Source organism: Synechococcus sp. MIT S9509, from assembly GCF_047303035.1.
Lineage (GTDB): Bacteria > Cyanobacteriota > Cyanobacteriia > PCC-6307 > Cyanobiaceae > Synechococcus_C.
Map to the genome: position 1 here is coordinate 18741 of NZ_CP138940.1, position 26966 is coordinate 45706.

Here is a 26966-nt window from a genome sequence, read left to right on the forward strand (position 1 = left end):
TTCGGCTGTCGCCACGCGTTATCGCGCGTTGACGCCACCGAAAACCAGTTGAGGCTCCAGAGCAGCAATCCTTTCTTGATTGCCTCCGGACTCAACACCCGGTGCCTGGGTGTTGAGTGAAGCCCTTGTCGAGACTTGAACTCGAGACCTCTCCCTTACCAAGGGAGTGCTCTACCGCTGAGCTACAAGGGCTTGTGGTGGATGGGCCGGGTTGGATTTGAACCAACGTAGGCAGAGCCAGCGGATTTACAGTCCGCCCCCATTAACCACTCGGGCACCGACCCGAACCACTGGAAGAACTTACCAGTCGGCCAGACGATCTCTTCAGCGGTCTGTGTCTCTCGTTGGTTCTCGATACGATTGGAAGCGAGAGGAATACTCCTTAGGCCATGCGCCTGCTGCTCCTGAACGGTCCCAACCTCAACCTGCTGGGGCAACGAGAACCAGGTCTTTATGGACATCAGACTCTCGAGCAGATTGAGGGAGAGCTGAGTCAGCGCGCAGCTGCAGCAGGCGTGCAACTGGACTGTTTTCAAAGCAATTTCGAAGGAGCGCTGGTGGAGCGTGTCCACCAGGCCATGGGCGAGGTCGATGGGATTCTCCTGAATGCAGGCGCCTACACCCACACTTCCATTGCCTTGCGTGATGCTCTGCTGGGTGTGGCCATTCCTTACGTCGAGCTGCATCTCAGCAACACGCATGCCCGTGAGCCCTTTCGCCATAACTCCTTTCTGGCTGATCGTGCGGTTGGTGTGGTGAGTGGCTTCGGTCCCTTCAGTTATGACCTGGCCTTCGATGGCCTGCTGAACCACCTTCGCAGAGCTGCAGCATGACCATCACCTCTTCGGTGCCCAGCATCCGCTGGCTTGCAGCACCCACCAGCCGTGACTGGGTTGAGCAGGCCATCGCCAGACCGATGGAGGTGCTGATCGACCATGCCCATTGCGAACGCAAAGCGGCTGGGGCCGCGGTGCAGCTGATGTTCAGATATTTGTGTGAGCCGGGTCTGGGCGAGGCTCTCAGTCCGCTGGCGCGGGAGGAGCTTGAGCACTTTGAGCGGGTGCTGAGGCTTCTGAAGGATCGGGGCCGCTACCTGGAGCCTTTGCCCTCGCCTGGTTATGGAGCATGGCTGGCCAAGCAGGTGCGTCGGGGAGAGCCCGAGCGCATGCTCGATTCGTTTCTGGTGGCGGGATTGATCGAGGCTCGGAGCCACGAGCGGATGGCATTGCTGGCCGAGCACAGTCCGGATCCAGATCTGCGCCTGCTCTATGGAGACCTGTTGAAGAGTGAAGCTCGACACTTCGGTCTTTATTGGGTGTTGTGTGCCGACCGTTATCCAAGGGACCTGATTGTGCCTCGACTGCATGAGCTGGCCGCGGCTGAAGTGGATGCGCTTCGTGGCGAGCTGCCTACTCCTGAGGCCGTGCGCATGCATTCAGTGGGAGTTGATGCCTGACCAGGGGTCTACTGATCTCCTGACAACATCTAGTGACGGCATGGTTCGTCGATTGATGCAGCCTGCATTGAGCCTCAGATGCGGGACCTTTGTAATCAGAGTCCAAAAGAAGTCTGAAGAGACTCGCCATGGAGCCTGGGTCAGTTCTAAGATTGACCCAGTCACTTTGCGATGTCGATGTTTGACCCTGTGACCGCCGTTGCCGATTCGCTGCAGGCTTTGAGGAACGGCACCACCGATGAGCAGTGGGATGGCCTCAAGTCCGACCCGCTCGTGCGTGATCTGATCGGCCGTTGCGCTGACCTGGAAGCTGCCTTGCTGCTGAGCGAAGAGTCGCTGGTCAAGGAGTTGCCGACCAGCAGGACCTCATCATTGAAATCACCGGTTGAGGCTCGTTTGCTGCTCGCAGCCTGATTTCCACGACGTGTTGAGGCTGGGATAGCGGTCGGCGATCGAATCGCCTGTGAATTCGGCGATCCAGCCGCTGGGATTGTTGAAAAATCTCAGTGTGCAGAACCATGGGTTGACGCCCATGTCAAACCAATGGCGAGTCCCGGCTGGAACACTGATCCAGTCATTGGTTTCGCAGAGCACCTGCAAGACTTCATCGCCGATGTGCAGGCAGAACAGACCGCAGCCCTCAACGAAGAAGCGCACCTCGTCCTCGGCGTGAACATGTTCCTTGAGAAACTTCTGCCGCAGGGCCACTCGGTCAGGATGATCGGGCAGCACCCTGATGGCATCGACACTTGGGAAATTGCCGCGTTCCTTTGTCCACTCGATTTCGCGTCTGTAAGCCGCCAGGATCTCTGCGGCTGAGGCGTTGAAATCCAGCTGATGCTGCGCAGGCCAGCGTTCGAAGCCGATGCCTCGCTGCTTCAGCAGATCCTGGATCCTTCCGCCGTCCCGTGTTTGCATCTGGACGGCGTTGGTGGCAACTGAATAAAGAGTGAGTTCACTCATGGTGCTGGAGTCTGGACAGAAGCAGTGAATGAGGCTGCTTCCACCCTGTTCATCATGCTGGATGGCTGGTTGGCCTGGTTTGCCGTTGTCCATCTCGTCCGAGTGTTCTCCGAATCAGCTCACGCTGGTCGGTGTGGGCCCGGGAAATCCCGAGCTGCTCACGGTGGCTGCTGTTCGAGCCCTTGAAGCCGCTGATGTTGTTGCCCATCCCATTGCCCATGAAGGAGCAGAGGGCATGGCCCTAACGATCGCCTCCCGCTGGCTTCGGTCTGATCAGCGTTGCCTGCCTCTGTTGTTCCCGATGGTTGCTGAGGCTCAGCCACGAATCACAGCCTGGAGACAGGCTGCTTATGCGCTGGTCGAAGAGGTCAGAGCCGGCCACCGGGTGGTGCTGCTCTGTGAAGGGGATGTGTCGCTGTTTGCTACGGGGAGCTACGTGCAGCTGGCTTTGCGTCGTCATCACCCAGATGTGCCATTCGCCTTGATTCCAGGCGTTCCATCTGTTTGTGCGGCGGCGGCAGCCGCAGTCGAAGGGGCTCACGACAGTCCTCTGGCCTTTCAGCAGGAGGGGCTGCTGATTCGCCCCTGTCCGGAGACTGGCGCCGAGTTCGTCGCTTTGCTTGACAGAGCACGCCAAACATCCACCGTGCTCGCTTTGCTCAAAGTGGGGCAGCGCTGGCCCTGGGTTCGTGGCGCGCTGGAGCAGGCAAAGCTGCTTGATCAAGCGCTCTTCGCTCAGCGGGTCGGTTGGCCCGATCAGTGGGTGACACCGGCTCGGGCGGTGCCAGATGATGTGAAGCCCTACTTTTCACTGTTGCTGATCCGTCAGTTCTGGCCAGAGGTGTTGCCTTGACTGCCGCCCTGCAACCGCTGACACCGCTGCAATGGCTGGCGCTCGTGCATCCGGTGCTGATCATCCTGTTTGTCTATCCCGTGATCGGCGCAACGATCCGGCTGGGAATTCTGGCCAGGGAGCGCCGTCTGGAGATCAATCCCATCGCTCCAACCGTTCCTGTTGAACATGTGGATCACGGTCGCTGGGCGACGGCTGGCCTGCTCGTGGCTGTGCTGTTTGCCTTGAGTCACGACCTGGCTGCCGCCGGCGCCGGCGCCGGCAGCTGGTTGGTGGCCCTTGTTCAGGCATCCGGGGTTGTTTTGTCGTTCCTGGCCCTGCTGCGCACCCGTCGACTGGCCCTGCGGCTGCTGTTGTCCTGGAGCTGTTGGTTGTTTCTGCTGCTGATCACAATTCAGCCTCTGCTGGTGAGAGATCGCGCGCTGGCGGCTCCTGCGGTCTGGCAGTCGCACACCTGGGGCGGACTGTTGCTGCTCGCATTCCTGCTGCTCACCATGGCCTGTCAGCGGGAGATCTCAGGGCGTCTGTGGATGCGCCGGATTCATGTGGCTCTGAACGTTTTTGTGGCATTGCTCCTGGCAACGCAGGCCATCACCGGGACCCGTGATCTCTGGCTTGGTTGAGGCTCGGTGCAGTGGGGTCTGTGGCATCAGGCAGCGATGGAACGGTTGGCGTGACGGCAGGGTGAACAGACGGCTGATCAAGACGATCAATGCTTGCCATTCCGGTGATGCCTGACGTTCAGGCCAGCATCCAGGCCTGCAGAACAGCCAGAGGATGAGCTGCTGTCGATTTCGGTCGCTGAGTTCCTGCCAGCGCAGCGCAACTCGATTGCCCTGCTTGCGTTCCTCCACAACAGGCAGAGCGGGCACCTCGTTGGTCCAGTGAAGTCGTTCGAGGTTCACCTCCGCCGGTAAGGGAATGGCGGTATCAAGTTCCACGCCGGTTTCGCTGAGGGCCGTGATTCGACAGGGTCGCCGCAGTCCATCGCTGTCCTCCAGCTCGGCTGGCAAACAAGCGGCCTGCCATGGGGCCGGGTCGTGTGCGGGTGGATCCCAGCAGGCGCGCAGTGCAATCCAGAGGCTGAGCAGGTTGATCACGGCCCAGGTCAGACCAAGGGGCCTGGAGTCGAGGATCTCGCTGTCCAGTGATGGTGTCGTCATCAGTCCGTACAGGTTGATCAGGTTCAGCAGCAGCAGCGCCAGCAGAGGTGTCACCAGAGCAAAGCTGAAGCTGCCTCGGTCCCGTTTCTGGTGTTTCGGTGTCACGCGAAAGCCGCCGATGTGTCCCAGCAGATTGGTGAAAACGGTCAGCGTCAGCGGCACCGTGAGCACCCAGCCGGTGAGTTCGCTCAGCAGGGCGGTGCGGGAGCCTCTGTTGATCCAGCCGATGCTGAGCAGAAGAGTTGCCCAGAGCGGCAACAGCATGCGCAGGGCTTCATCGGTGTTGATCAGGATGGGAACGGTGCCGAGCAGGCCGTAGCTGAGCGGCATCAACATCAGCACCAGTCGTGGCATGTTGTTGAACCAGTGCACAACGCCCTCGAGGTAAGCCAGCCGCTCGCCGATTCGCAGGTCACCCCGGCCCAGCGGTCCGTCATGGAGTCGCAGGCTTTGCAGCGTTCCGTTCGCCCAGCGCTGCCGTTGTCTCACGAAGTCGGCCATCGTTTCAGCGGCCAGACCTGCGCTGAGCTTCTGTTGGAGATAGAGCAGTTTCCAGCCTCGGCGGCGGAGCCTCAGACCGGTGACGAAATCCTCTGAGATCGCCTGTTCCCTGAAACCTCCAACTGAATCGATGGCGCTGCGGCGAGCCAGAAAGGCAGTGCCGGCGCACACCACGGCCCCCCAGCCATCCCGGACAGGTTCGATCCATCGGTAAAAGCTTTCTTCATCGGGCAGCAGCCAGCGTTCCATGACCAGATTGCGCATCACGGGATCGGCGTTGATGAAGGTTTGCGGGGTCTGAAGCAGCCCAACCTTGGGGTCCTGGAAAAAACCGATGCAGCACTCGAGAAAGTCTCTCTGTGGAATGAAGTCAGCGTCGAACACTGCCAGCAGCTCGCCGTTGCAATGGCGCAGGCCGGCATTGAGATTGCCGGCTTTGGCACTGTTGCGCTCAGGGCGGTGGCGATAACGACAGCCGAGCCTGAGCGCCAGCTGCTTCACTTCCGAACGGCCGCTGTCATCCAGCACCCAGACGCGACGGTTTTGATAGTCCAGATTGCAGCAGGCGATCAGGCTGCGTTCCAACACTTCGAGGGGTTCTCCGTAGGTGGGCACAAGGACGTCGACCAGCGGTCGCCAGTCGCTGTTCCGCCATTCCTCTCTCAGTTGTTGCACCCTGGTTCGACGGTCGGGAAAGCGACGCCAGGAGAGCCATAACGGCAACAGGCCTGACAGCAGCAGCCAGGCTTCCGCGCACAGCAACAACAGGCTCAACCCCGTGCTCAGCTGAGTGTTCAGGTTGAGGCTGCTGGTGATTCGCCAGTGCAGGTAGCGGGCTGTCAGCAGGCTGATCAGCACGATCAGACTGCGCCGCTTCCAGACCGGGCTTTGCTGCTCTGGCTGCCGGTTCAACCAGAGCGGCCACACCAGCACAAGCAGTGGCAGCCAATTCAAGCCAGCTGCTCCTGCTGCTGTTGAAGCAGTGACAGAGCCTGATCAGGGGTGGGTGCACGCATCAGTTTCTGGCGGAACTGAGATGCACCGGTGAATCCCGTGCAGGTCCAGCTCATGTGTTTGCGAGCGATCAGCAGGCCGTGATCTCCACGCGACTTAACCAGTGCCTGCAATTGTTCTGAGGCCAGCATCAGGCGTTCCCTCGGCCCTGGAGTGAGGGGAATGGCGCGACCGCTCAGTGCCGCATCGATCTGTCCAACCAGCCAGGGGGCCCCCATGGTCCCTCGCCCCACCATCACTCCATCTGCCCCGGTTTTCTCAAGGCAGCGCAAGGCTGCTTCAGGGCTGTTGACATCGCCGTTGGCGATCACGGGAATGCCCAGTGAACGCTTGACAGCCGCAATCGCTTCCCAGTCAGCTGTTCCGCTGAAGCGTTGTTCTCTTGTACGGCCGTGCAAGGTCAGAAGAGTGGCACCTGCATCCTGCAGCTGTCTGCTCCAGGAGACAGCCGCGTGATGGCATCCTTCAACCTGCGGTTGATTGCACCATCCCAGGCGTGTCTTCACCGTGACGGGCACGCCCACGGCTGAAGCCACGGTTTCAACGATCCTGCAGGCCAGACCGGGATCGCGGATCAAGCCGCTGCCCCCGCCTTTGAGGGCGATTTTTCGCACCGGACATCCCATGTTGATGTCGATCAGGAAGGCACCGGCGTCCTCGGCGCGACGAGCCGCATCAGCCATTGCTGCCGGTCTGTGATCGAACAGCTGGACGCCGATCGGTCCGGTTTCCTCGCTCAGCTCCTCGACTTTTCCCCTGCCGTGGCCCAGCTCAAGACTGGTGGCATTCACCATTTCCGTGAACAGCAGAGCGTCCGGCGCCCAGCGCCTCACCAGAGCACGGAAAATTCTGTCGCTGACTCCTGCCAGTGGAGACTGCATCACGGTGCATCGCAGGATGCGTTCGACGCTGCTTCCACTCAGCCGCAGAGCCCTGGCCATCGGGACTTGATTCAGTTCACGCATCCTCGCCATCCGCAGGTCTCAATCCGTTTCAGGCCGCTGACTCATCCAGCCCAAGTCGGGTGCGGGTGAGGCGGACCTGGGTTTCGATGGCATTGCGGAGCCAGGCCTGGTTGGACCAGTCTTCATGCCTGGCCAGACGCTCCACGTCCTGCATCAGATCCAGCGGCAGCTGAAGGTTCACGGTCTGAATGCTGTGGGGACTGGCCAGTCCCCCTTGGTGGGGAGCATCGAGATGGAGCACCTGCACTTTCAACACCTGAAGGCGTGTGCCGGCACGAGGTTTCAGGTGCCGCACCTGTCGAACCGTCAAACGCACAGGACAGCCAGCCCGCAGGCGTTGCAGGCCTCTGTTGCCCAGAGGAGCGTCGCGACGATCGACGAACACAGGGGTGCTGATACCTGTCTTGCCGCTGTAGCTGAAGCACACCCCGCCCTGTGCATCCCATGGAGGGGAAGTCACTTCCCCGGTCTCCACATTTTTGAGCAGTCGCCGGCGATCACGTCTGACCGTTGCCATGACCTCGTTTGGAAGTCGAAAAACCAGCCGCTGCAGGCGTGCGTCGCCGAGAAGCGACGTCTTCGGTTCCAGAGATGTTTCGAAGACGTACATGCTCAGAAGGTAACGGAGGCACCCCCTGAGGCTGTGGATGACAACATGCGCCCATGTCTTCCAACTCCTGGATCCTGAGCCGGACTCTGCTGATGGCGATCCTCGAGGACCGCCTTAGCGATCAATTCGTGGCTTCGCTGGTCTGGGAGCGACTCGGCTATCTCTGCCCTGAGGGTGGTGAGGGGCCATGGCTTGCGGGCCCTGAAACGCCCACCGACTGGGGGAAGGACTTCCCGGAAGCCCCGCCGGTGATTGCTTCGCGGCAGGCTTCGGTGAGGCTGACTCGGTCGATTCCCAGGGAATCCAAACAGCTGCTGAAGCAGCAGCTCAATTTCGGCGGATATCGAATCGATGAGCTTTATCCGAGGCGCACCCGCCGAGCCACCGCGGTGAACTGGTTGCTGGCCTGGCTTGTGTCTGCTGGCGAACCGTTGCAGGAGGACGGTGCTCTGCCAGCTCTGCTCGATGCTCCGGCGGATCCGGTTCAGGGTCATCCCGGTGATCCGCCGCTTGGATGAGCTTCACACCTGAATCACCACCTTGGTGCCCTTGAGCGTGTTTTCAAACAGCCAGCGGGCCTGATGTGTGGGCATGCGAACACAGCCATGGCTGCGAGGCACACCGAAGGCCTGGCCTGCATCTTCCTGCCATGGAGCTCCGTGCATGCAGATCATCTCGTTGGCGGTGATGCACATTGCGTAGGGCACGCCCGGCGCGACATAGCCCCGTCCGCGCATGGTCACTGAGCGGTATTTGGTCAGCACCTTGGCTTCCCCTGTGGGGGTTGGCGTGGACGCCTTACCGGTGCTCACGGGGATGACCCGCACAACCTCTTGATTCTTGTCGTAGACGGTGAGTTGTTGATCCGAAAGGTCCACCACCAGGGTGGCGATCAGTTCGAGCATGATGATGTGACAGCGAGTTCACTGACCCATGGCTAGCCGTCTCGTCTGAGTCTCACTGGTCTCGCTCGGAAAGAATTCCCATTCCTTTCGGCGAAATGAAAAGTCGAGCGACGCCCGCTTCTGTTGCTCGTCCCACTCCTCATCCCAACGACAGGCGCCTCTGTACTGTCAAGGCTGTTCCTGCTGTGGACCTTCTTGGCGCGTCCCGTCGTCGCGATCATCGGGCGTCCCAACGTCGGCAAGTCCACGCTGGTCAATCGTCTCTGCCGCAGCAGGGAGGCGATTGTCCATGACCAACCGGGTGTCACCCGTGATCGCACCTACCAGGATGGTTACTGGGGGGACCGTGAATTCAAGGTGGTTGACACCGGCGGACTGGTGTTCGACGACGACAGTGAATTTCTTCCTGAAATCCGTGAGCAGGCTTCGCTTGCGCTTGAGGAGGCCAGTGTCGCTGTGGTGATCGTTGACGGTCAGCAGGGCCTCACGGCATCGGATGAGGCCATCGCGGAGTTTCTGCGTGGTCAGCGGTGCCCAACGTTGCTTGCGGTGAACAAGTGCGAGTCGCCCGATCAGGGTCTGGCCATGGCTGCGGAGTTCTGGAGCCTTGGGCTTGGAGAGCCTTACCCCATTTCCGCCATTCATGGGGCAGGGACTGCGGAGGTCCTGGATCGCGTTCTCACCTTCCTGCCTCCGAAGGATCAGGAGGGCGATCAGGAAGAGCCAATTCAGATGGCCATCATCGGTCGTCCGAATGTCGGTAAATCAAGCCTTCTGAATGCCATCTGCGGCGAGCAGAGGGCCATTGTGAGTCCGATTCGAGGAACAACACGCGACACGATTGACACCAGCATCGTGCGTGAAAACCGCCCCTGGCGCCTGGTCGACACCGCTGGGATCCGTCGGCGTCGCAGCGTCAATTACGGACCTGAATTCTTCGGCATCAACCGCAGTTTCAAGGCGATTGAACGCAGTGATGTCTGCGTGCTGGTCATCGACGCGCTGGATGGTGTCACCGAGCAGGATCAGCGCCTCGCTGGTCGCATCGAAGAGGACGGTCGGGCCTGTGTGGTCGTTGTCAATAAATGGGATGCCGTGGAGAAGGACAGCCACACCATGTCTGCCATGGAAAAAGAACTGCGTTCCAAGCTGTATTTCCTCGACTGGGCTCCGATGCTGTTCACCTCAGCTCTCACCGGCCAGCGTGTCGACAGTATCTTCGCCCTCGCTGTCCTCGCCGTGGAGCAGCACCGTCGTCGTGTCAGCACCTCTGTAGTCAACGAAGTGCTGAAGGAAGCTCTCAGCTGGCGCAGCCCGCCGACAACCCGGGGCGGTCGTCAGGGCAGGCTTTATTACGGCACTCAGGTCGCGACCAGACCACCGAGTTTCACTCTTTTCGTGAATGAACCCAAGCTTTTCGGAGATACCTACCGCCGATACGTTGAACGTCAGATTCGTGAAGGGCTCGGATTCGACGGCACTCCCTTGAAGCTGTTCTGGCGTGGAAAGCAGCAGCGGGACGCTGAAAGGGATCTGGCCAGGCAGCAGAACCACCAGGGCTGAGCGGCATGGATTGGCTGAGGCAGATACCGATCGGGCAGTACGTGGATGGTGCCGGAGGCTGGTTGCGTCAGCTGGATCCACGCCTGAAGCTGTTGTGGGTGCTGGTGTTTCTGCTCACCCCTGTGCTGGCAGGTCCGCTCTGGCGAGTTGCACTTGTGCTGGCCCTGCTCTTGATCACCCTGGTGAGTGGTTTGCCGGCGCGATTGTGGTGGCGTTCCTTGTTGCTGGTCAGCGTTCTTGGTTGTGCGGTCGGATTGCTGGCCATGCTGCTGCCGACCGGCGATCCTGGAGCCAGCCTGAACCTGAGGCCACCGGCGGAGATTCCAGGCCTCGCGCTCACGTCACCTTCCTGGGAGCTGGTTCGCCTGGGGCCCCTTCAGCTGGGATCCCTGAAGCTGGGGCCGCTTGTGGTCGATCGTCGCTCGGCTGAACTTGGGTTGAACAGCGCCACCTTGATCGTGACCGTTGTCCACAGCGTGAATCTGATGCTGCTGTCCACCCCCAGTGAGGAGCTGATGTGGTCACTGAGCTGGTGGCTGGCTCCCCTGGCTCGTCTTGGAGTGCCGATTGATCGGCTCAGTTTTCAGCTGCTGCTGGCACTTCGCTTTCTGCCGTTGGTCCAGGAGGAGCTCCAGAACCTGTTGCGCTCGCTTGCCAGTCGTGCCGTCAACCTGCGCCGACTCGGTTTCAAAGCCTCCTTCGGTCTGGTGCTTTCTGTTGGAGAGCGCCTCCTGGCCAACATTCTTTTGCGTGCCGAACAGGGCGCGGAAGCGCTGCTCGCTCGAGGCGGAACCTGGTTGCCCGCTGATGCATTTCGTCCGGAGCAGACCTCGAAGGGTGTTGCCCGCAGCATTCTCAACGGGGTTGCCGCTGTGGGGCTTGTCACTGTTCTGGTTCTGCGCGGAAGGTACGGTGCTCTCTGATCCCCGTTTTCAGGTCTGTGAGCGCTGAGGGTTATCTCAATCACCCCACCTTTGGGATGCTCTACAGAGTGGCCCCTGCCGGGGAAGGGCGAGATGTGTACGCCACGTTGTACGCCCAGCGCATGTTTTTTCTTGTCACCCTTCAACCAAGAGGTGCTCAGTTCGAGGTGATTCCCTATCTCGATGCTCGTCATCACGCCGAGTTGAACCTCGCCAGGCGCCGCCGGGATGCATCGGAGGATTACGGCAGCTGGAAGCAGTTGTTCGATCAGACCTTCATCTGACCCATGCAAGACGGACAGCTCGAGTGACGGAGATTCAGAGCCGCTGGCAGCAACTGCAGCAGCGTCTCCCGCCGGGAGTCAATCTGCTTGCTGTGAGCAAGATGCAGCCGGCTTCAGCCATTCGAGAGCTTGCAGTCTGTGGTCAGCTCGACTTCGGTGAGAGCCGTGTTCAGGAGGCCTTGCCCAAGCAGGAGGCTCTCTCGGACCTCACTGATTTGCGCTGGCATTTCATTGGTCGCCTGCAGGCCAACAAGGTGCGTGCCGTGGTCAGAGCCTTCAGCTGGATTCATTCCATCGATTCGATGGCCCTGGCTGAGCGTTCATCCCGAATCGCCGTGGAGGAGTGCTGTTACCCATCGGTGCTGTTCCAGGTGAAGCTGAGGTCTGATCCCTCGAAGGGGGGATGGGACCCGGAATCACTGAAAGAGGCCTGGCCGGTGCTGCGCCAGTTGCCCGGCCTGAATGTTGCCGGACTGATGACCATGGCTCCGTTGGGGCTGGACATCCCTGAGCGGCAGGACCTGTTCAGGGCTTGCCGCAATCTGGCGGATGAGCTGGATCTGACGCAGTGTTCGATGGGAATGAGCGGTGACTGGCCGCAGGCCGCGGCAGCAGGGGCGACCTGGGTTCGTGTGGGGTCCGCACTGTTTGGTGAGCGTCCGTCTGTGACCCCCTGATCACAACCACACAATCAAAGTAATCAGATGGACATCAATTCATCTGGACACGCTTGCTCACAACTCCGTCGAGCGCTATTCAGGGTCAAGGTTTTGCGGTTTTCCAGTGTCGTTGATTTCTCGTCTTCGTGCGGTCGTTGCTGGCGATGAATATCTAGACGGCGATTATGACGAGCTCGACTACGACACGGGCGAGCAAGAAGACAACATGCAGAGCATGTCATCTGTGAACAGCAGCGCTCTCGCTCCTCTGGATGCATCCAATCCCTTTGAGATGGATCAGAATTTCACCGGCTCGAATGTGATCGGGATGCCTGGAATCAGTTCCGGTGCAGCAGAAGTTTCCCTGATGGAGCCGCGCAGCTTTGATGAAATGCCCAGGGCGATTCAGGCTTTGCGTGAACGCAAAACTGTCATTTTGAACCTCACGATGATGGAGCCTGATCAGGCACAGAGAGCTGTTGATTTTGTTGCCGGTGGAACCTTCGCCATCGATGGTCATCAGGAGCGTGTCGGCGAGAGCATCTTCCTGTTTGCACCGAGTTGCGTGACCGTGACCAACGCCAGTCAGGAAGAAAGCACCACTCCCACCGTTGTCACCAAGGATGTTGAGCAGGCCTCTGTCGAGAGCAGCGTCGCCCCTGCACCTGCCTGGGCGGTTTCCGATGCTGCGGCTCTTTGAGTCCTCGCTTCGGTGACCGGTTCTGTTGGTGTGATCGGTTTGGGCCGCATGGCCCAGGCCTTGATCTTTCCTCTGATTGAGAAAGGCAAGCTTCAGTCAGCCGATGTGATCGGCGTTGTCGGCAGTGATGCTTCTGTTGCTCGGTTGACTCCTGCTTTGCCGGATGGTCTGACACTTGTCACGGCGTCGGATCCCAGAGCGATGGATGCCTGGAAGGCACCGGTTCAGTTGTTGGCCGTCAAACCGCAGCAGCTTGATGCTCTGGCTGAAAGCGTTGGGCCACCTCAATCCGGACAGTCTTCTCTGCTGATCTCTGTGCTGGCGGGGGTCACCCTTGAGCGTCTCCAAAAACAATTCCCTGGTCGGGTCTGTGTTCGTGCTGTTCCCAACACGCCCTGCCTGGTGGGGGAAGGATTGTGTGGTCTGACATGGGGAGAAGGGGTTACTGCGCAGCAGCGTCACTGGGTGAAGGAAGCCTTTGAGCCTGTGAGCGAGGTACTTGAGCTGCCGGAGTCGAAGTTGGATGCGTTTCTGGCACTGACCTCTTCAGGCCCTGCCTATGTGGCTCTTGTGGCTGAAGCCATGGCTGATGGCGCAGTGGCTGCTGGTTTGCCGCGTGATCTGGCCCATCATCTGGCTCATCGGACATTGGCCGGCACTGCTGAATTGCTTGATCAGCAGCAGCTCCATCCAGCTCAGCTCAAAGACATGGTTGCCTCACCTGGAGGCACGACCATGGCGGCTCTTCGCAAGTTGGAACAAGCCGGTGTTCGAACTGCTTTGATCGAGGCGGTGGTCGCGGCCACGGAGCATGGAAGGCTTTTGCGCTGAACTGAGCTAGCGCTCCATGACATGAGTTCAGGCTGCCAGGGGTGCTCTGCGGATCAGCTCCCCGTAGAGCCTTTCGAGTGAATCGATGTTGCGGCTCATCGTGTAGCGCTGCAGAACTCTTTGGCGGGCCTGTCGACCAAGTTCGCCCGTCAGCACGGGTTGATCGCGCAGCACTGGTAGCAGGGTGCGCAACTGACTGGTCACTCCAAGGGTGCTCATCACGATTCCTGCTCCACCGGTCAGCACTTCTCCGTCAGCTCCAGCATCCGTTGCCACACAGGCACAGCCACTGGCCATGGCTTCAAGCAGTGCCAGTGAAAGACCCTCCACGAGAGAGGGAAGAATGAACACTTCGGCGCACTGGAGCAAGGCAATGCGCGTGGCCAGATCCGATTCATAGCCCCACCAGAACACGTCTTCGTCGTAACTGTTCTGAAGAGTGCTGCGCAGAGGCCCTTCGCCGACTATCACCAGGCGACAGCCATCCATGTTCACCAGGCGCCAGGCCTGCAGAAGAGCCTCCACGTTTTTTTCCGTGGCGATGCGCCCCAGGTAAAGGAAGACTCTCTCCGGTCCCAGACGGGACCGCACCTGATGCACGGCAGTGCCAGTGCCTTTTGCCGGTGCGATGCCCGATTCCTTCTGCGGGGCTGTGGGATACCACTGGTTGGTGTCCACTCCATTGGGGATCACCGCCAGACGATCTTCACGCACGCCCAGGCGCGCCAGGAATTCAGCCTGTAGATCAGAGAACACGATGACCCGGTCGTACTTGGAAAGGGCCGGCGCATACAGCTGGTAGGTGAGCTGCTGGGTGCCTGCAGTCAGATTGCGCAGGCTTGCATCGAAGGGGGGGTGGAAGGTCGCCACAAGGGGAACCCCAAGCTGCTGACAGAGCTCCGGCAGTCGGAAATCCAGTGGCGACAGCGTGAGGCTTGCATGCACCAGATCGGGTTGAAGGCGTTCCAGCGATTCCCTCAACTCGCGCTGGGCACCTGGTGAAGGAATTGTATAGACCTGCGATTTCACCAGGTAGGGAAGACTCACATCCGGATCATTGGCGAGTAGCGATGTGCCGCTGCCGGGAGCCTTCGGATTGTCGAAGTGAATGAAACTGGTCTGATGACCCCTTGCCCTCAGGGCCTCCGTTGTGCTGAGCCCATAGGTGACATTGCCGCAGAACGGAGTTTTTTTGCCTAGCCAGGCAATATGCGTCACCGCCACCGTTCACGAGCCATGGCTGACGCTAGCAGCGCTGCCAGGGCCGTTCGAGCAGGGCGGCAACGAGAGCGAACAGAGCGAGCAACCACAACACGGGACTGAGCCCGATGCTGCTGACCAGAGTGCCTGCCAGCACAAGCGGCAGGCTGAGCGCGATGTTGATCAGGTTGTTCTGAAGGCCGAACACTCTTCCCCGCTGGGATTCAGGAGTTTCCTCCTGGATGGTTGTCTGGGCCGGAATGGCGACCAGTGCCGCTCCGACCCCGAGGATCCCGCAGAGAGCCAGGGTGCTGTTGAGTGAGCCCTTGAACTGGCTGAGTAAAACCAGTGAGAAGGTGATCAGCCCCAGCCCTGCTGCAGTGAGTCGACGGCGGCTGAAGTGATGGCCAAGCTGGGCCATCATCACGGCGCCAAGGGCCATGCCCAGTCCGCTCATGGCAAGCAGCATTCCGAAACCGGAAGGCCCAAGGGTGCGAATCAGGCCTGCCAGCTGCAGGGCCAGCACGTAGAGCGCCGCGAGCAGGCTGTAGAGCAACACCAGATGCACCATGGCGTTACGCACTGTGGGGATGCGCTTCAGCACCTGAAGCCCTTCACCGATTTCGTGCCAGACCGATCGACCATTGTTCTGGATCTGCTGTTCCCGGTGACGGACTGCAAGCAGGCTCAGGGCTGCCAGGCCATAACAAAACGGCAGCAGGATGAATTCACCACCGCGCACGCCCACCGCGCTGAAGAGGTGATTCAGACCTCTGAGGATCGGCTCTCCCAGTGCGAAGCCAACGATCGTGGCTCCCATGCTGGTGGTTTGGTAAAGAGAATTCGCCGCAAGCAGGTGTTCGCCAGGCACCAGCAGGGTGATGGCCGCCTGTTCGGCGGGCGCGAAAAACTGCGTCAGGATCGATTCGACAAACGTCATGCCGATCAGACCCCAGTAGCCCCAGGGCAGTCCAAGGATCAGGGGACCTGGGATCAGGAACAGGGGGGTCAGCATCACCATCAGCGCCCGCAGACCGTTCGAGGCCACCATCACGCGCCGTTTCGGCCAACGGTCAACCCAAACACCCGCCACACTGCCGAGGACCATCGCCGGCAATGTGTTCGCCACGAAGATCCCCGTTGCCAGGAGGGTGATCACCTGTGTGCGGGTGCTGATATCGAGGCCGTAGTCGGACGCAACCTCCGCAAGCACACCGTTCTGCTGAGATGTGAGCAGCAGGTGCTGATCGATCAGGAAGACCATCAGCACGATGTAGAACTTGTCCGCCAGCTGAGAGAAAATCTGGCCGATCCAGAGTTTGCGGAAGTCGCTCAGGCGCAGCACTGCCTGGAGCCCTCTGCCTCCCTCCGGATTGTTGCCGGTGGGTAAGACCGGTTCTGGACTGTTCAGGGGGGATCCGCTCAATGTTCCAGCAATGACGGGGTCATGATCGCTCACTGCGATGGCATGCAGTTGCCGACCATCTCCAGCGATCGCACGGGGCGGGGTAGATGGGCTCGGCACCAGCATTCCAGGACGGCCAGTAGCTTCAGCCAAACCGCACGCGGCCCCATCAGTTCGCCATCGCGTTTTCGGGGCAGTTCCGCCCTGGGCAACCGTTGCAAAAGAGCCAGCTCCGATGGATTGAACTGAAGCGTGGCGCCCGGTAAAGAGCCGATTGCCAGCCCTTCTTCAGGCAGCAGACTGCATCGCCATTCCCACTGCCCGATCGGAGGTGCCAGCTCTGCTCCTGTGCGACAGCAGATCTGCAGTGGAATTCCGTAGCCACCCAGCGCCAGCAGATGGACTCCCGCCTGCACAAGCATGGCCAGGCAGAGATCGGCGTCCGGCTGGGTGGCTCGACTGAGGGTCTCGAGACTCTTGAGATGGATCAGCACCGTGTCCAGCATTCCTGGAACAGGATCGCTGTCGCTCACAAGCGCGATCGCCAGTTCCGCCAGGGTCTGAGCCGCTGCCAGCGTTTCCAGCTGTCTGCCGACACCGCCGTAGTTGTGCACGACCTGCAGCTGACGCACTCTCTTCAGGCCGCGACGACCCACCACCTGCAGATCCAGCAGGGTGAGTGGCACTGCAGCGGCGAGGCTGCTGCGTGGTTTTCGAGCTCCCGGCACCGCCAGTCGTACCACCCCCGCTTCATCACTGAGCAGCGTCAGCAGCCGGTCATGCTCCCCGAGGGGCCCCACCTTGAGGGCCAGTCCCGTCATGCGCCTGTCCCCACTCATCGAGGTTGGCGCAGGGCTTTCATCAACGCCGGACCGTGACCGGTGCCCAGCGCGGTGGCGCCTGCACCCACGAGATCAACTGCGTGTTCAAGCTCCCGGATCCCACCGGCGGCCTTGATGCCGCAACGCCCTCGGGTGAGATGGCGCAGCTCCCTGATCTGATCGGCCGAGACTGCAGCACCAAAACCGTTGCCGGCCTGAAGTGATGCAGCGCCGGCATCCACGGCGGCCTCCGCAGCCAGAGCAAGCTGCGCTGCAGTCAGATGATTGATGTCCAGCACCACGTTCATGGGCAGATCGAGCGCGGCGATCGCCGCGAGCTCCTCGGCGAAGCTGTTGGCACGTCCGTTCACAAGTGCCGACCAGTCCGGCGTGACTTCGAGAACTTCAGCTCCACGGGCAGCAGCCCATTCGGCCTGGGCCTGTTTCAGCTCAGTGGGCAGTGCGCCGAAGGGAAAAGCCACGGTGGCGATCAGTTTCACCGGTCCGTGGCCGCCAAGGCGCCTGCGCACGGCTTCGAGGTGAATGAGGCTGACGCAGACGCCGCCGAACCCCAGCTGCTTGGCGGCGTCGCAGAGCGTGAGCAGTTCCTCCTCCTGCAGGAGTGGATTGAGCAGGGCCTGGTGGATCAGAGGGGGGATGTCCGGCAGCTCCTGCCGGCGCGGTGACTTGGTCATCGCTGAGCAAACGACGGATCAACCCGCCATGAAAGGTTCAGTTGCGTGCCTGGATCACGCCATAGCCACCGTGGTTGCGCCGATAGATCACCTGCAGCTCACCGCTTTCACTGTCGCGGAACAGATAGAAGTCGTGGTCGATGAGATCCAGCTGGGTCCGGGCGTCATCCAGCGTCATCGGCGGCATGGCGAAGTACTTGCGCCGTACTCCGGGGCTGGGCAGCTGAGCCTCCTTCCCCTCGATCAGTGAACCGTCGATGGGGCTGTCGTCCAGTACCGCTTCAGTGGTTGGGGTCTCCGTGGCTCGGTGACCATGGCTGTGGTGGTGATCACTGTGCCGTTCCTTGAAACGACGCAGCTGCCGAGCCAGCTTGCTTGCCACCAGATCGATGCTGGCGTAGAGATTTTCGCTGCGTTCCTGGGCGCGAATCACCGTGCCGCTGGCGAAGACCGTGACCTCTGCCGTCTGCTGCGGCACGCGGGGGTTGCGAGCCACAGACAGATGCACATCCGCTTCCTGAACAAGATCGTCGAAGTGATGGATCGCCCGATCAAGCTTCGTTTCGGTGTAATCCCGCAATGCGGGAGTCACATCCAGATTGCGACCATGGATCAAGAGCTTCATGCATCCCTCCGGTGCCTGCGCCTAAAGGAAAGCTAGTGACGCCGTTGGATTCCGGAGCAGGGTCTTCGGCATTTCTTTTTCAGCCGGATCAACTAGTGCCGTTTCAGCAGGCCTGGGATCTGCAGCGCCGCTGGCAGGAGCGTTTGCTCCTTGATTCAGCAACCGGAGCCGATGCGGAAGCGGTCTGGCTGCTGCAGCACCCACGCTGTTTCACCCTCGGCCGCGGCGCCAGTGAAGACCACCTGTTGTTCGATCCGGAGCATCCGCCGGCCCCACTTCACCGCATCGATCGTGGCGGGGAAGTGACGCACCATGCACCCGGTCAGCTGGTGGCTTATCCGGTGCTGGACCTGCGCCGTCGTCGTACGGATCTGCACTGGTATCTGCGTCAGCTTGAGCAGGTTGTGATTGACGTGTTGCAGGCTCTTGGCCTGCAAGGGGAACGCATTGAAGGACTCACCGGGGTCTGGCTCGATCAGCGGAAGGTGGCGGCGATCGGTGTTGGTTGCCGACGCTGGATCACCCAGCACGGGCTGGCGTTGAATGTGACCTGCGACCTGGAAGGGTTCAGGTCAGTTGTGCCCTGTGGTCTCAAGGGACGATCGGTGGGGCGTCTGCGCGACTGGATTCCTGATCTGGAGATCGGGATCGTGCAATCCCTGCTGCGTGATGCCCTGGCTGCGCGCTTCGATCTCGTCTGGCAGGACAGCGGTCGGGAGATGGCGAGTGCTGAAACAGCCGGATTGCCGATGCAGCGCTGAGGTGATAGGCCTGGGCGACTGCACAGCTTTCCCGTGACTGCCGCCGCCCAATCCACCTGGCATGCAACCTCCCGCGAGCAGGCGGCTCTGGCCCGCCAGGCCCATGTTCAAAGCCTCGGCCGTGTGGATCAGATCTGGCCCTGGCTCCAATCCCATCACGGTGATGTGCTGGCGGTTGATGCTCCCCATGCCGCCCATCCGGAACGCCTCAGCTATCAACAGCTGGCGCAGCGGATCGATCAAGCTGCTGCCGCATTCCGCAGTCTGCGAATCGGCAACGGCGATGTTGTGGGCCTGTTCGCAGAGAACAGTCCGCGCTGGTTGGTGGCCGATCAGGGTCTGATGCGTGCAGGCGCCATTGATGCGGTGCGCGGGGCCGCCGCACCAGTTGAAGAGCTGCGTTACATCCTTGAAGACTCGGCGGCCGTCGCGCTGGTGGTGCAGACCGTTGATCTGCTGCAGCGTCTTCAGCTTCCGGCGGAGCTGCAGGAGCGTCTGCGCTTTGTGCTTGTGCTTGAAGGGCCTGCTCCTGGCGGAGCGCTTGATTTCCAGTCTTTTCTCGCCCTTGCCGATGGCCAGGACGCGCCTGATCCAGTCAGAGGTCGGGACCGCGCTTCTGCTTCAGCAACCACGGCCACGATCCTCTACACCAGCGGAACGACAGGCCGGCCCAAGGGGGTGCCGCTCACGCACGCCAACCTCCTGCATCAGATGCGCAGCCTCGCCTGTGTCACCCGTCCGGAACCTGGATCACCGGTGTTGAGCGTTCTGCCGATCTGGCATTCCTATGAACGCAGCGCTGAGTACTACTTCTTTTCCTGTGCCTGTTCGCAGAATTACACCACGATCAAGCAGCTCAAGAAGGATCTGCCACGGGTCAAACCGGTGATCATGGCCACGGTTCCCAGGTTGTGGGAAGCGGTGCAGGCCGGCTTTGAAGATGCCGTCAAGACTTTTCCTGCATCCCGTCAGCGTCTGTTGAGGGCAGCTCTAGCCAACAGCACGGCCTATACCCTCGCCAGGCGCCGCAGCCGTGATCTGATGATCCAACCCCTGCGCAGGCGCGACCGGCTCAAGGCTGCGGCAGAGGCAACCAGTCGCTGGCCAGCCCATGCACTGGCTTCCCAACTGATCTGGCCCAAACTGCGGCAGCAGCTCAGTGGTGGAGAACTGCGCTACCCCATCAACGGAGGCGGGGCCATTGCTCCGCATGTTGACTCCTTCTTTGAAGCGGTTGGCATCGAACTGCTGGTCGGCTACGGCCTCACCGAAACCAGTCCGGTGGTGAGTTGCCGGAGGCCATGGCGCAACATCCGCGGCAGTTCCGGTCTGCCTCTTCCGGAAACAGAGTTCCGCATCGTTGATGCCGAAACCAGGGCGCCGCTTGGGTTCCGTGAACGGGGGGTGGTCCTGGTGCGTGGTCCTCAGGTGATGGGTGGCTACCTCGGCAAGCCTGAGGCCACCTCCAAGGTTCTGGATGCCGATGGTTGGTTCGATACGGGGGATCTGGGCATGCTTCTCCCCGATGGATCCGTTGTTCTGACCGGCCGGGCCAAGGACACGATCGTGCTCAGCAGCGGAGAGAACATCGAGCCGGGGCCACTGGAGGAGGCGCTGGTCTCCAGCCCTCTGATCGAGCAGGTGATGCTGGTCGGGCAGGACGAACGCCAACTGGGGGCCCTGGTGGTGCCGCGGGCTGACGCCATCAAGGCCTGGGCCATTGCCCAGGGCTGCCATCCAGGTGATGATCTGGGCGGTCATCCCGGTGATCAGCGCTTGCTCAAGCTGCTGCGCGGGGAGCTGAACCGGTTGCTGGCCGATCGTGTCGGATCCAGGGCTGATGAGCGTCTTGCCGGTGTGGCGCTCGTGGAACCATTTTCGATCGAGAACGGTCTCCTCACCCAGACGCTCAAGCAACGCCGAGATCGGATCACTGAACGGGATCGCTCATCGATTGAGAGCTTGTATGGCCGCTGAAAGCCCACGCGCCAGCATCGGGTTGACCATCCGGCGCGGGGCTGAGACGCTTGGCGCTGATTCCCCGCCCCAATGTCCGACGGCACCACTCTGTCGATCAAGCGATCCATCACCATCCGTGCCGTGGTCACCCCGGCATGGAAGGAAGAGGCCGAGCGAGAGCTGAGCGCCGGCATCGCCACCACCGACCAGCAACTGGCTCAGTTGGAGCAGGAGGGTCAGCAGGTTGTGGACGATGTCCGTCGTCAGAGTGCCAACCCTCTTGATCCCCGTGTGCAGGAGCAGGTGGCGCAGGTGCAGCAGCAGGTTGCTGCCAAGCGGGCCGAGCTTGAAGAACAGAAGCGCAACATGCTCCAGCAACAGGCCCAGGTTCGCGAGCTTGAAATGGAACAGATCGTGGATCAGGGTCAGCTTGAGAGCTTCTGCGACATTCAGGTCGGCGACAACCTGGTGAGCAAGATGCAGGTTGCTGTGGTGGTGCGCGACGGTGTGATCGAGTCGATTCAGCAGGGCTGAGCGCTGATGGGGGCCGGCATGCCGGCCCGTAAGATTTTTCTAGTCAGCCCCTCTGGAGACGGTTTTGGCAACCCACGACATCTTCATGCCTGCCCTCAGCTCCACGATGACGGAGGGGAAGATCGTTGAGTGGCTCAAAAACCCCGGCGACAAGGTTGGCCGAGGCGAGTCCGTGCTTGTGGTCGAATCTGACAAGGCCGACATGGATGTCGAATCCTTCAACGAGGGTTACCTGGCCACTGTTTTGATGCCCGCCGGCAGCACAGCTCCTGTGGGCGAGACCATCGGCCTGATCGTCGAGACCGAGGCTGAGCTCGCCGAGGCTCAGGCCAAGTCACCGGGTGGAGGTGGATCGGCCCAGGCCGCTCCTGCAGCTCCAACCAGCGCGCCGACAGCACCGCCCACTCCTGCACCGCCCGCGCCCGCCTCTGCTCCGTCTCCAGCTCCCATTGCCGCTGCACCAGCTGCTGCATCAGCTCCAGCTCCGGCCGTCGCAGCCCCCAGCAACGGTCGGCTGATTGTGAGCCCCAGGGCCAAGAAACTGGCCTCTCAGATGGGGGTCGACCTTGCTGGGATCCGCGGCAGTGGTCCCAATGGTCGAATTCAGGCCGAGGACGTGGAGCGCGCCGCCGGTCGTCCCGTCAGTGTGCCCCTGGTCGGGGAAGGCACCACCGCTGCAGTGAGCGCTGGAACAGCTAATGCCGTCCAGGCTCCCAGCTCCCCTGCCGGAAACAGCTTTGGCCGTCCTGGCGACACCGTGCCTTTCAACACGCTCCAGGGCGCGGTGAACCGCAACATGGAAGCCAGCCTCGCTGTTCCCTGTTTCCGGGTGGGTTACACGATCACCACCGACCAACTCGATGCGTTCTACAAGCAGGTGAAGCCCAAGGGCGTCACGATGACGGCTCTTCTGGCCAAAGCCGTTGCGGTCACACTGGCCCGGCATCCGCAGGTGAATGCTGCAACCACTGCTGCGGGCATGAGCTATCCCGCCGAGGTGAATGTGGCTGTTGCCGTGGCGATGGAAGACGGTGGCTTGATCACTCCAGTGCTGCGTCATGCCGATCGAACCGATCTGTATGAGCTGTCCCGTCAGTGGGGGGATCTGGTGAAGCGCTCGCGCAGCAAACAGCTGCAGCCTGAGGAATACAGCACAGGAACCTTCACACTCTCCAATCTGGGCATGTTCGGGGTGGATCGCTTCGATGCCATCCTTCCTCCCGGCACCGGTGCCATTCTCGCGGTGGCCGCTTCAAGACCTGCCGTTGTGGCTGGAAAGGATGGGTCCATCTCGGTGAAGCGGCAGATGCAGGTCAATCTCACGGCGGATCACCGTGTGATCTACGGCGCCGACGGGGCTGCCTTCCTCAAGGATCTGGCGGAATTGATTGAAAACCGTCCTGAAAGTCTGGCGATCTGAACCAGGTCAGCGGACGACACTCATCTGCCGAGCACAGCGAACCTTGCCACTCTTGAAGCGGTGATGGTCGCTCTGTGTCTGTTCCGTCCTTTTCACGCCTGCTTGGCCGTCCACTGCCACGTTCCAGTGCCAAGGATGAGCGACTTCCCAATCTTCAGGCGCTGCCCATCCTCTCCTCGGATGCTCTGTCATCCGTGGCCTATGCCACCGAAGCTGCGCTTGGCGTTCTGATCCTGGGAGGCAGTGCCGCTCTGAGGCTCTCCCTGCCGATCACCGTGGCGATCATCGCTTTGATCACGATCGTGGTGCTGTCGTACAGGCAGGCGATCTCGGCCTATCCCAATGGCGGCGGTTCCTATGTGGTGGCCCGTGACAATCTCGGACGCAATGTGGGATTGGTGGCTGCCGCTGCTCTGCTGATCGACTACACCCTCACGGCTGCCGTCAGCCTGATGGCGGGAACCCAGGCGCTGTCGTCGCTGGATCCATCCCTGCTGGCCTACGAGGTTCCGATCGCCCTGATGTTGCTCGTGTTTGTGGGCTGGGCCAACCTGCGCGGAGTCAGGGAGGCGGGTCGGGTGTTCTCGATTCCCACCTATTCCTTCGTGGTGATGATTCTTCTGCTCACGGTTGCTGGGCTCAAGGACCTCACCTTTCATCACGGCTGGAGTCCCGAAGCCCCTCCGCTCACGGCTGCGCTGCAGCCAATCGGCCTGTTCCTGATTCTCCGGGCGTTCAGCTCCGGCTGCTCAGCGATGACCGGTATTGAAGCCATCGCCAATGGTGTTCAGGTTTTCCAGGAGCCTGCTCCCGCCAATGCCCGCAAGACCCTGCTGGTGATGGCTGTTCTGCTGTCGACCATGTTCCTTGCGGTCAGCACCATGGGCTTCATCTATGGAGTCGCACCTAATCCCGATATCACCGTGTTGGCTCAGATCGGCCAGCGCGTGTTCGGCAACGGCAGTGTTCTGTACTGGATCCTGCAGATCTCAACGCTGCTGATTCTGGTACTGGCAGCGAACACGGCTTTCTCAGGATTCCCTCGTCTGGCGGCGATGCTGGCGGAAGACCACTGCCTGCCTGTGCAGATGAAGCTGCTGGGTGATCGGCTCGTTTACCAGAATGGGATCGGTGTTCTCGTGGCGATCACGGCGCTGATCATCGTGATCTGCCGGGGTGACACCACAGTGGCGGTGAATCTCTATGCCCTTGGCGTTTTCACCGCCTTCACGCTGTCGCAGTTGGGCCTGGTCTGTCGCTGGTGGAAGCTTCGCGGAGAGAGCTGGCAGGGGCGGATGGCCATGAATGCGCTCGGATCGATCACCACTTTCGTTGTGCTGGTGGTGATTGTGGTGAGCAAATTTGATGAGGGGGCCTGGACCGTGGTGATTGCCATCCCCCTGCTGGTCTGGGGACTGGCTTTGATTCGCCGGCGCTACCGGGAGATCTTCGCTGCTCTCGCCCTGGACCCTGATGGGTCGTCACTGAAGCTGGTTCCCCGTGATCCACCCACCGGTCACCATGCGATTGTCTGGGTGGCGAGTGTGACGCAGCCGTCTTTTGAGGCGTTGCGCTACGCCTGTTCGTTCGCCGATTCGGTCACGGCGGTGATGGTGGTGCAGAAGGGAGAGGACGCCGGCAAGCTCAGCCAGATGTGGGATCGCTATGCGGGCACAGACACCGGTGCTCTCGAGCTGGTGCTGCTCGACAGCCCATACAGCTCGCTGCTGGATCCTTTCTGTGACTTCGTGATGGAGCAGGAGCAACAGCATCCCGAGCGCACCACCACGGTGGTCATGCCTGTGGCCATTCCCAGGGACCGACTGGATGTGGCTCTGCTCAACCAGCGCTCAAGCAGTCTGTTTGAGGCGCTTTCCACCGACCAGAGCAGGGTGTTCTCGATTGTGCGCTATTTCGTTCCTCGCTTCGCCAGCGAGGACGGCAGGTTGCCCTCAGGCAGCATGGATTGATCACGCTCAAGCGTTGTGGTGGATCCAAGGGATCTTCAACTCAGCTCCTACGACTACCGCCTGCCCGAGGAGCGCATCGCCCAGGCACCCATGGAGCCTCGCCATGCAGCCCGACTGCTGATGGCACCTGCCCTGAGCAGGCCTGCGCAGGATCTGATGCATCGTCAGGTGTGGGACTGGCAGGAGGAACTCCGTTCTGGCGACCTGCTGGTGGTCAACGACACGCGTGTGCTGCGGGCGCGTCTGAGGGTGAGGCGTTCCGGTGGCGGTCTGGCGGAGCTTCTGGTGCTGGAGCCTCGCGGCGAAGGCCGCTGGCTCTGTCTGGCCAGACCCGGCAAGAAATTGAAGCCCGGTGATCAGATCTGGCTCGAAGCCCTTGAGCAGGAGCCCATTCCTCTGAAGGTGGTCGCCGCGGATGGTGCCAGTGGCGGCCGCATCATTCAGTTCCCAGTGGATTACATCGATGCTGCAGCGATCGAAACGCTCCTGTCGCGCTACGGCGAGGTGCCGTTACCGCCCTACATCACACGCCATGACCAGTCGGATCAAGAGCGTTATCAGACCCGCTATGCCTCCCGGCCAGGCGCTGTTGCTGCTCCAACGGCGGGCCTTCACCTCAGTGATGAGCTGTTGAAGGCGATCCGCGGCCGTGGCGTTCAGCTGGCCACGGTGACCCTGCACGTTGGCTTGGGCACATTCCGGCCGGTAGAGACCGAAGATCTCACCGATCTGAGTCTGCACAGCGAATGGGTGGAGGTGACTCCTGAGCTGGTGAGTGCTGTAGTCGCGTGCCGCCGGCGAGGAGGGCGTGTGATTGCTGTGGGTACCACGAGCGTGCGGGCACTGGAGGGTGCTGCCGCTGCTGCAGGCGGCAGCCTGCAACCTCTGAAGGGTCCCGTTGATCTGGTGATCCAGCCCGGTTTTCGTTTTCGAGTGGTGCAGGGTCTGCTGACCAACTTTCACCTGCCCAAGAGCTCGTTGCTTCTGCTGGTCAGCGCTCTGATCGGACGCAGCAGATTGCTTGAGCTCTACGAGATCGCCATCCGGGAGGACTATCGCTTCTATTCCTACGGTGATGCCATGTGGATCGCTCCGGATGCAGTGCTTCCAGACGTGACGCCCTGAGCTGGCTCAACAGCCAGGCATGAAAAAAGCCCCGGTGATCCGGGGCTGACTGGCTTGCCACCGCTTTGCTTCAGGCGGTGACGGGTTGCTCAATGATCCCTGTCGGAACGTCGGCGAACATCACCGAAGAGAGGTAGCGCTCCGCCAGATCGGGGAGAACGACCACAATGGTCTTGCCTGCGTAGGCATCCTGCTTGGCCAGACGAATGGCGGCGGCAGCTGCGGCTCCGCAGGAGATGCCCACCAGCAGGCCCTCTTCCTTGGCCAGACGCAGAGCCATTTCGACCGACTCGTCGTTGGTGACCTGTTCCACCTTGTCGACCACCGAGAGGTCAAGGTTCTTGGGAATGAAGCCGGCGCCGATCCCTTGGATCTTGTGTGGACCTGGCTTCACCTCCTCACCGTTCATGGTCTGGGTGATCACCGGGCTGTGGCTGGGCTCCACGGCAACGGATTCAATCGCCTTGCCTTTGCCGTTCTTGATGTAACGGGAGACGCCGGTGATGGTGCCGCCGGTGCCCACTCCGGCCACGAGAACGTCAATGGCTCCGTCGCAGTCGTTCCAGATCTCAGGACCAGTGGTCTTTTCGTGAATCTCGGGGTTGGCGGGATTCTCGAACTGACCAGGCATGAAATATTTGCCGGGGTCGGTTGCGGCGATCTCCTTGGCTTTGGCGATGGCGCCTGGCATGCCCTTGGCGGCTTCGGTGAGGACGATCTCAGCTCCGAGAACAGCCATCACGCGACGACGTTCGATCGACATCGACTCGGGCATGGTGAGGATGAGCTTGTAACCGCGAGCCGCTGCGGTGAAGGCGAGAGCAACGCCGGTGTTGCCTGATGTGGGCTCAACGATCACCTTGCCTTCGGTGAGTTCACCACGCTTCTCCGCATCCCAGATCATGTTGGCGCCGATGCGGCACTTCACGCTGTAAGCGGGATTACGGCCCTCGATCTTGGCGAGAACGGTGGCTTTGCAATCCTTGGTGACATGGTTCAGACGCACCAGGGGGGTATTACCGATGGCCTGGCTGTTATCGGCGTAAACGCGGGACATGAGG

29 protein-coding genes and 2 tRNA genes are annotated in these 26966 nt (G+C 61.0%); 18 read left to right on the forward strand and 13 right to left on the reverse strand.

The window, feature by feature from the left end:
* Positions 1-120 precede the first annotated feature (120 nt).
* Positions 121-192, reverse strand: a tRNA-Thr gene (locus SIB73_RS00085).
* A gap of 10 nt (positions 193-202) precedes the next feature.
* Positions 203-284: transfer RNA gene (locus SIB73_RS00090), tRNA-Tyr, on the reverse strand.
* Positions 285-389: 105 nt separating this feature from the next.
* On the opposite strand from SIB73_RS00090, the gene aroQ reads away from it, so the two are divergent.
* The 3 genes from aroQ (at position 390) to SIB73_RS00105 (ending at position 1870) form a co-directional block, all read left to right on the forward strand.
* Positions 390-833 (forward strand): type II 3-dehydroquinate dehydratase, encoded by a 444-nt coding sequence (gene aroQ / locus SIB73_RS00095; protein ID WP_413403784.1) that lies wholly within the window; start codon positions 390-392, stop codon positions 831-833.
* Complete coding sequence (locus SIB73_RS00100) at positions 830-1456, forward strand: tRNA-(ms[2]io[6]A)-hydroxylase (RefSeq protein ID WP_413403783.1); 627 nt, start codon at positions 830-832, stop codon at positions 1454-1456. Before aroQ ends, SIB73_RS00100 begins: the two co-directional genes overlap by 4 nt.
* A gap of 171 nt (positions 1457-1627) precedes the next feature.
* Positions 1628-1870 (forward strand): hypothetical protein, encoded by a 243-nt coding sequence (locus SIB73_RS00105; protein WP_413403782.1) that lies wholly within the window; start codon positions 1628-1630, stop codon positions 1868-1870.
* Here the strand turns inward: SIB73_RS00105 and SIB73_RS00110 are convergent.
* Complete coding sequence (locus SIB73_RS00110; RefSeq protein ID WP_413403781.1) at positions 1835-2419, reverse strand: 1,2-dihydroxy-3-keto-5-methylthiopentene dioxygenase; 585 nt, start codon at positions 2417-2419, stop codon at positions 1835-1837. The genes SIB73_RS00105 and SIB73_RS00110 overlap by 36 nt on opposite strands.
* A 61-nt stretch (positions 2420-2480) precedes the next feature.
* Between SIB73_RS00110 and cobI the strand changes: the two genes are divergently transcribed.
* The gene (gene cobI / locus SIB73_RS00115; RefSeq protein WP_413403780.1) at positions 2481-3272 is read left to right on the forward strand and encodes a precorrin-2 C(20)-methyltransferase; all 792 of its coding nucleotides are present in this window, start codon (positions 2481-2483) and stop codon (positions 3270-3272) included.
* Positions 3269-3895 carry a DUF4079 domain-containing protein gene (locus tag SIB73_RS00120; protein WP_413403779.1) on the forward strand — a complete coding sequence of 209 codons (627 nt, stop codon included), beginning with the start codon at positions 3269-3271 and terminating at the stop codon, positions 3893-3895. Before cobI ends, SIB73_RS00120 begins: the two co-directional genes overlap by 4 nt.
* Here the strand turns inward: SIB73_RS00120 and SIB73_RS00125 are convergent.
* Genes SIB73_RS00125 through SIB73_RS00135 form a run of 3 tightly spaced genes read right to left on the reverse strand, consistent with a single transcriptional unit; the run spans position 3788 to position 7525 of the window.
* Positions 3788-5890: a glycosyltransferase family 2 protein gene (locus SIB73_RS00125; RefSeq protein WP_413403778.1), complete on the reverse strand. Its 2103-nt coding sequence runs from the start codon at positions 5888-5890 to the stop codon at positions 3788-3790. The genes SIB73_RS00120 and SIB73_RS00125 overlap by 108 nt on opposite strands.
* A complete protein-coding gene (gene dusB / locus SIB73_RS00130) occupies positions 5887-6915 on the reverse strand; it encodes a tRNA dihydrouridine synthase DusB (RefSeq protein WP_413406566.1) in 1029 nt (342 codons plus the stop codon). Before dusB ends, SIB73_RS00125 begins: the two co-directional genes overlap by 4 nt.
* 28 nt (positions 6916-6943) lie before the next feature.
* Positions 6944-7525 (reverse strand): hypothetical protein, encoded by a 582-nt coding sequence (locus SIB73_RS00135; RefSeq protein ID WP_413403777.1) that lies wholly within the window; start codon positions 7523-7525, stop codon positions 6944-6946.
* Between the two features lie 53 nt (positions 7526-7578).
* Between SIB73_RS00135 and SIB73_RS00140 the strand changes: the two genes are divergently transcribed.
* Positions 7579-8043, forward strand: a complete 465-nt coding sequence (locus tag SIB73_RS00140) for a DUF1823 family protein (RefSeq protein WP_413403776.1) — start codon at positions 7579-7581, stop codon at positions 8041-8043.
* Positions 8044-8046: 3 nt separating this feature from the next.
* On the opposite strand, the gene SIB73_RS00145 is transcribed toward SIB73_RS00140, so the two are convergent.
* Positions 8047-8430 carry a L,D-transpeptidase gene (locus SIB73_RS00145; RefSeq protein WP_413403775.1) on the reverse strand — a complete coding sequence of 128 codons (384 nt, stop codon included), beginning with the start codon at positions 8428-8430 and terminating at the stop codon, positions 8047-8049.
* 195 nt (positions 8431-8625) lie between these two features.
* On the opposite strand from SIB73_RS00145, the gene der reads away from it, so the two are divergent.
* The 6 genes from der to proC all read left to right on the forward strand — a co-directional run bounded on the left by der (position 8626) and on the right by proC (position 13390).
* Positions 8626-9993 carry a ribosome biogenesis GTPase Der gene (gene der, locus SIB73_RS00150; protein ID WP_413406564.1) on the forward strand — a complete coding sequence of 456 codons (1368 nt, stop codon included), beginning with the start codon at positions 8626-8628 and terminating at the stop codon, positions 9991-9993.
* Positions 9994-9998: 5 nt separating this feature from the next.
* The gene (locus SIB73_RS00155; RefSeq protein WP_413403774.1) at positions 9999-10916 is read left to right on the forward strand and encodes an energy-coupling factor transporter transmembrane component T family protein; all 918 of its coding nucleotides are present in this window, start codon (positions 9999-10001) and stop codon (positions 10914-10916) included.
* Between the two features lie 17 nt (positions 10917-10933).
* The gene (locus tag SIB73_RS00160; RefSeq protein WP_067093917.1) at positions 10934-11200 is read left to right on the forward strand and encodes a PipX family protein; all 267 of its coding nucleotides are present in this window, start codon (positions 10934-10936) and stop codon (positions 11198-11200) included.
* Between the two features lie 23 nt (positions 11201-11223).
* Entirely contained in the window at positions 11224-11877 is a 654-nt protein-coding gene (locus tag SIB73_RS00165; RefSeq protein WP_413403773.1) for a YggS family pyridoxal phosphate-dependent enzyme, read from the forward strand.
* Between the two features lie 106 nt (positions 11878-11983).
* Positions 11984-12559, forward strand: a complete 576-nt coding sequence (locus SIB73_RS00170) for a cell division protein SepF (RefSeq protein WP_413403772.1) — start codon at positions 11984-11986, stop codon at positions 12557-12559.
* A gap of 12 nt (positions 12560-12571) precedes the next feature.
* The gene (gene proC, locus SIB73_RS00175; RefSeq protein ID WP_413403771.1) at positions 12572-13390 is read left to right on the forward strand and encodes a pyrroline-5-carboxylate reductase; all 819 of its coding nucleotides are present in this window, start codon (positions 12572-12574) and stop codon (positions 13388-13390) included.
* A 27-nt stretch (positions 13391-13417) separates the two neighbouring features.
* Here proC and SIB73_RS00180 read toward each other — a convergent pair whose 3' ends face one another.
* Genes SIB73_RS00180 through hpf form a run of 5 tightly spaced genes read right to left on the reverse strand, consistent with a single transcriptional unit; the run spans position 13418 to position 18136 of the window.
* The gene (locus tag SIB73_RS00180; RefSeq protein WP_413406562.1) at positions 13418-14608 is read right to left on the reverse strand and encodes a glycosyltransferase family 4 protein; all 1191 of its coding nucleotides are present in this window, start codon (positions 14606-14608) and stop codon (positions 13418-13420) included.
* A 28-nt stretch (positions 14609-14636) separates the two neighbouring features.
* Positions 14637-16016: an MFS transporter gene (locus tag SIB73_RS00185; protein WP_413406560.1), complete on the reverse strand. Its 1380-nt coding sequence runs from the start codon at positions 16014-16016 to the stop codon at positions 14637-14639.
* Between the two features lie 29 nt (positions 16017-16045).
* Positions 16046-16834, reverse strand: coding sequence for a DNA repair protein RecO (gene recO / locus SIB73_RS00190; RefSeq protein WP_413403770.1), 789 nt, complete (start codon positions 16832-16834; stop codon positions 16046-16048).
* Entirely contained in the window at positions 16831-17511 is a 681-nt protein-coding gene (locus SIB73_RS00195; protein ID WP_413403769.1) for a 2-deoxyribose-5-phosphate aldolase, read from the reverse strand. The genes recO and SIB73_RS00195 overlap by 4 nt, the downstream gene beginning before the upstream one ends.
* 37 nt (positions 17512-17548) lie before the next feature.
* Positions 17549-18136 carry a ribosome hibernation-promoting factor, HPF/YfiA family gene (gene hpf / locus SIB73_RS00200; RefSeq protein WP_413403768.1) on the reverse strand — a complete coding sequence of 196 codons (588 nt, stop codon included), beginning with the start codon at positions 18134-18136 and terminating at the stop codon, positions 17549-17551.
* An 11-nt stretch (positions 18137-18147) separates the two neighbouring features.
* Between hpf and lipB the strand changes: the two genes are divergently transcribed.
* The 6 genes from lipB to queA all read left to right on the forward strand — a co-directional run bounded on the left by lipB (position 18148) and on the right by queA (position 25905).
* Positions 18148-18897, forward strand: coding sequence for a lipoyl(octanoyl) transferase LipB (lipB, locus tag SIB73_RS00205; protein WP_413403767.1), 750 nt, complete (start codon positions 18148-18150; stop codon positions 18895-18897).
* 33 nt (positions 18898-18930) lie between these two features.
* Positions 18931-20874 (forward strand): AMP-binding protein, encoded by a 1944-nt coding sequence (locus SIB73_RS00210; RefSeq protein ID WP_413403766.1) that lies wholly within the window; start codon positions 18931-18933, stop codon positions 20872-20874.
* Positions 20875-20946: 72 nt separating this feature from the next.
* Complete coding sequence (locus SIB73_RS00215; RefSeq protein ID WP_413403765.1) at positions 20947-21390, forward strand: YlqD family protein; 444 nt, start codon at positions 20947-20949, stop codon at positions 21388-21390.
* Positions 21391-21454: 64 nt separating this feature from the next.
* Positions 21455-22810, forward strand: a complete 1356-nt coding sequence (locus SIB73_RS00220) for a dihydrolipoamide acetyltransferase family protein (RefSeq protein ID WP_413403764.1) — start codon at positions 21455-21457, stop codon at positions 22808-22810.
* A 74-nt stretch (positions 22811-22884) separates the two neighbouring features.
* Positions 22885-24780, forward strand: a complete 1896-nt coding sequence (locus SIB73_RS00225; protein ID WP_413403763.1) for an APC family permease — start codon at positions 22885-22887, stop codon at positions 24778-24780.
* A 15-nt stretch (positions 24781-24795) separates the two neighbouring features.
* Entirely contained in the window at positions 24796-25905 is a 1110-nt protein-coding gene (gene queA / locus SIB73_RS00230) for a tRNA preQ1(34) S-adenosylmethionine ribosyltransferase-isomerase QueA (RefSeq protein ID WP_413403762.1), read from the forward strand.
* A gap of 70 nt (positions 25906-25975) precedes the next feature.
* Here the strand turns inward: queA and cysK are convergent, their stop codons facing one another.
* Positions 25976-26962: a cysteine synthase A gene (gene cysK / locus SIB73_RS00235; protein WP_413403761.1), complete on the reverse strand. Its 987-nt coding sequence runs from the start codon at positions 26960-26962 to the stop codon at positions 25976-25978.
* Positions 26963-26966: the final 4 nt, after the last annotated feature.

Excerpts from the sequence above, each read along its gene's own strand:
- aroQ (WP_413403784.1), top strand. The coding sequence starts at position 390 with ATGCGCCTGCTGCTCCTGAACGGTCCCAACCTCAACCTGCTGGGGCAA.
- SIB73_RS00100 (WP_413403783.1), top strand. The coding sequence starts at position 830 with ATGACCATCACCTCTTCGGTGCCCAGCATCCGCTGGCTTGCAGCACCC.
- SIB73_RS00105 (WP_413403782.1), top strand. The coding sequence starts at position 1,628 with ATGTCGATGTTTGACCCTGTGACCGCCGTTGCCGATTCGCTGCAGGCT.
- SIB73_RS00110 (WP_413403781.1), bottom strand. The coding sequence starts at position 2,419 with ATGAGTGAACTCACTCTTTATTCAGTTGCCACCAACGCCGTCCAGATG.
- cobI (WP_413403780.1), top strand. The coding sequence starts at position 2,481 with ATGGCTGGTTGGCCTGGTTTGCCGTTGTCCATCTCGTCCGAGTGTTCT.
- dusB (WP_413406566.1), bottom strand. The coding sequence starts at position 6,915 with ATGCGTGAACTGAATCAAGTCCCGATGGCCAGGGCTCTGCGGCTGAGT.
- SIB73_RS00135 (WP_413403777.1), bottom strand. The coding sequence starts at position 7,525 with ATGTACGTCTTCGAAACATCTCTGGAACCGAAGACGTCGCTTCTCGGC.
- SIB73_RS00140 (WP_413403776.1), top strand. The coding sequence starts at position 7,579 with ATGTCTTCCAACTCCTGGATCCTGAGCCGGACTCTGCTGATGGCGATC.
- SIB73_RS00145 (WP_413403775.1), bottom strand. The coding sequence starts at position 8,430 with ATGCTCGAACTGATCGCCACCCTGGTGGTGGACCTTTCGGATCAACAA.
- SIB73_RS00155 (WP_413403774.1), top strand. The coding sequence starts at position 9,999 with ATGGATTGGCTGAGGCAGATACCGATCGGGCAGTACGTGGATGGTGCC.
- recO (WP_413403770.1), bottom strand. The coding sequence starts at position 16,834 with ATGAGTGGGGACAGGCGCATGACGGGACTGGCCCTCAAGGTGGGGCCC.
- SIB73_RS00195 (WP_413403769.1), bottom strand. The coding sequence starts at position 17,511 with ATGACCAAGTCACCGCGCCGGCAGGAGCTGCCGGACATCCCCCCTCTG.
- hpf (WP_413403768.1), bottom strand. The coding sequence starts at position 18,136 with ATGAAGCTCTTGATCCATGGTCGCAATCTGGATGTGACTCCCGCATTG.
- SIB73_RS00215 (WP_413403765.1), top strand. The coding sequence starts at position 20,947 with ATGTCCGACGGCACCACTCTGTCGATCAAGCGATCCATCACCATCCGT.
- cysK (WP_413403761.1), bottom strand. The coding sequence starts at position 26,962 with ATGTCCCGCGTTTACGCCGATAACAGCCAGGCCATCGGTAATACCCCC.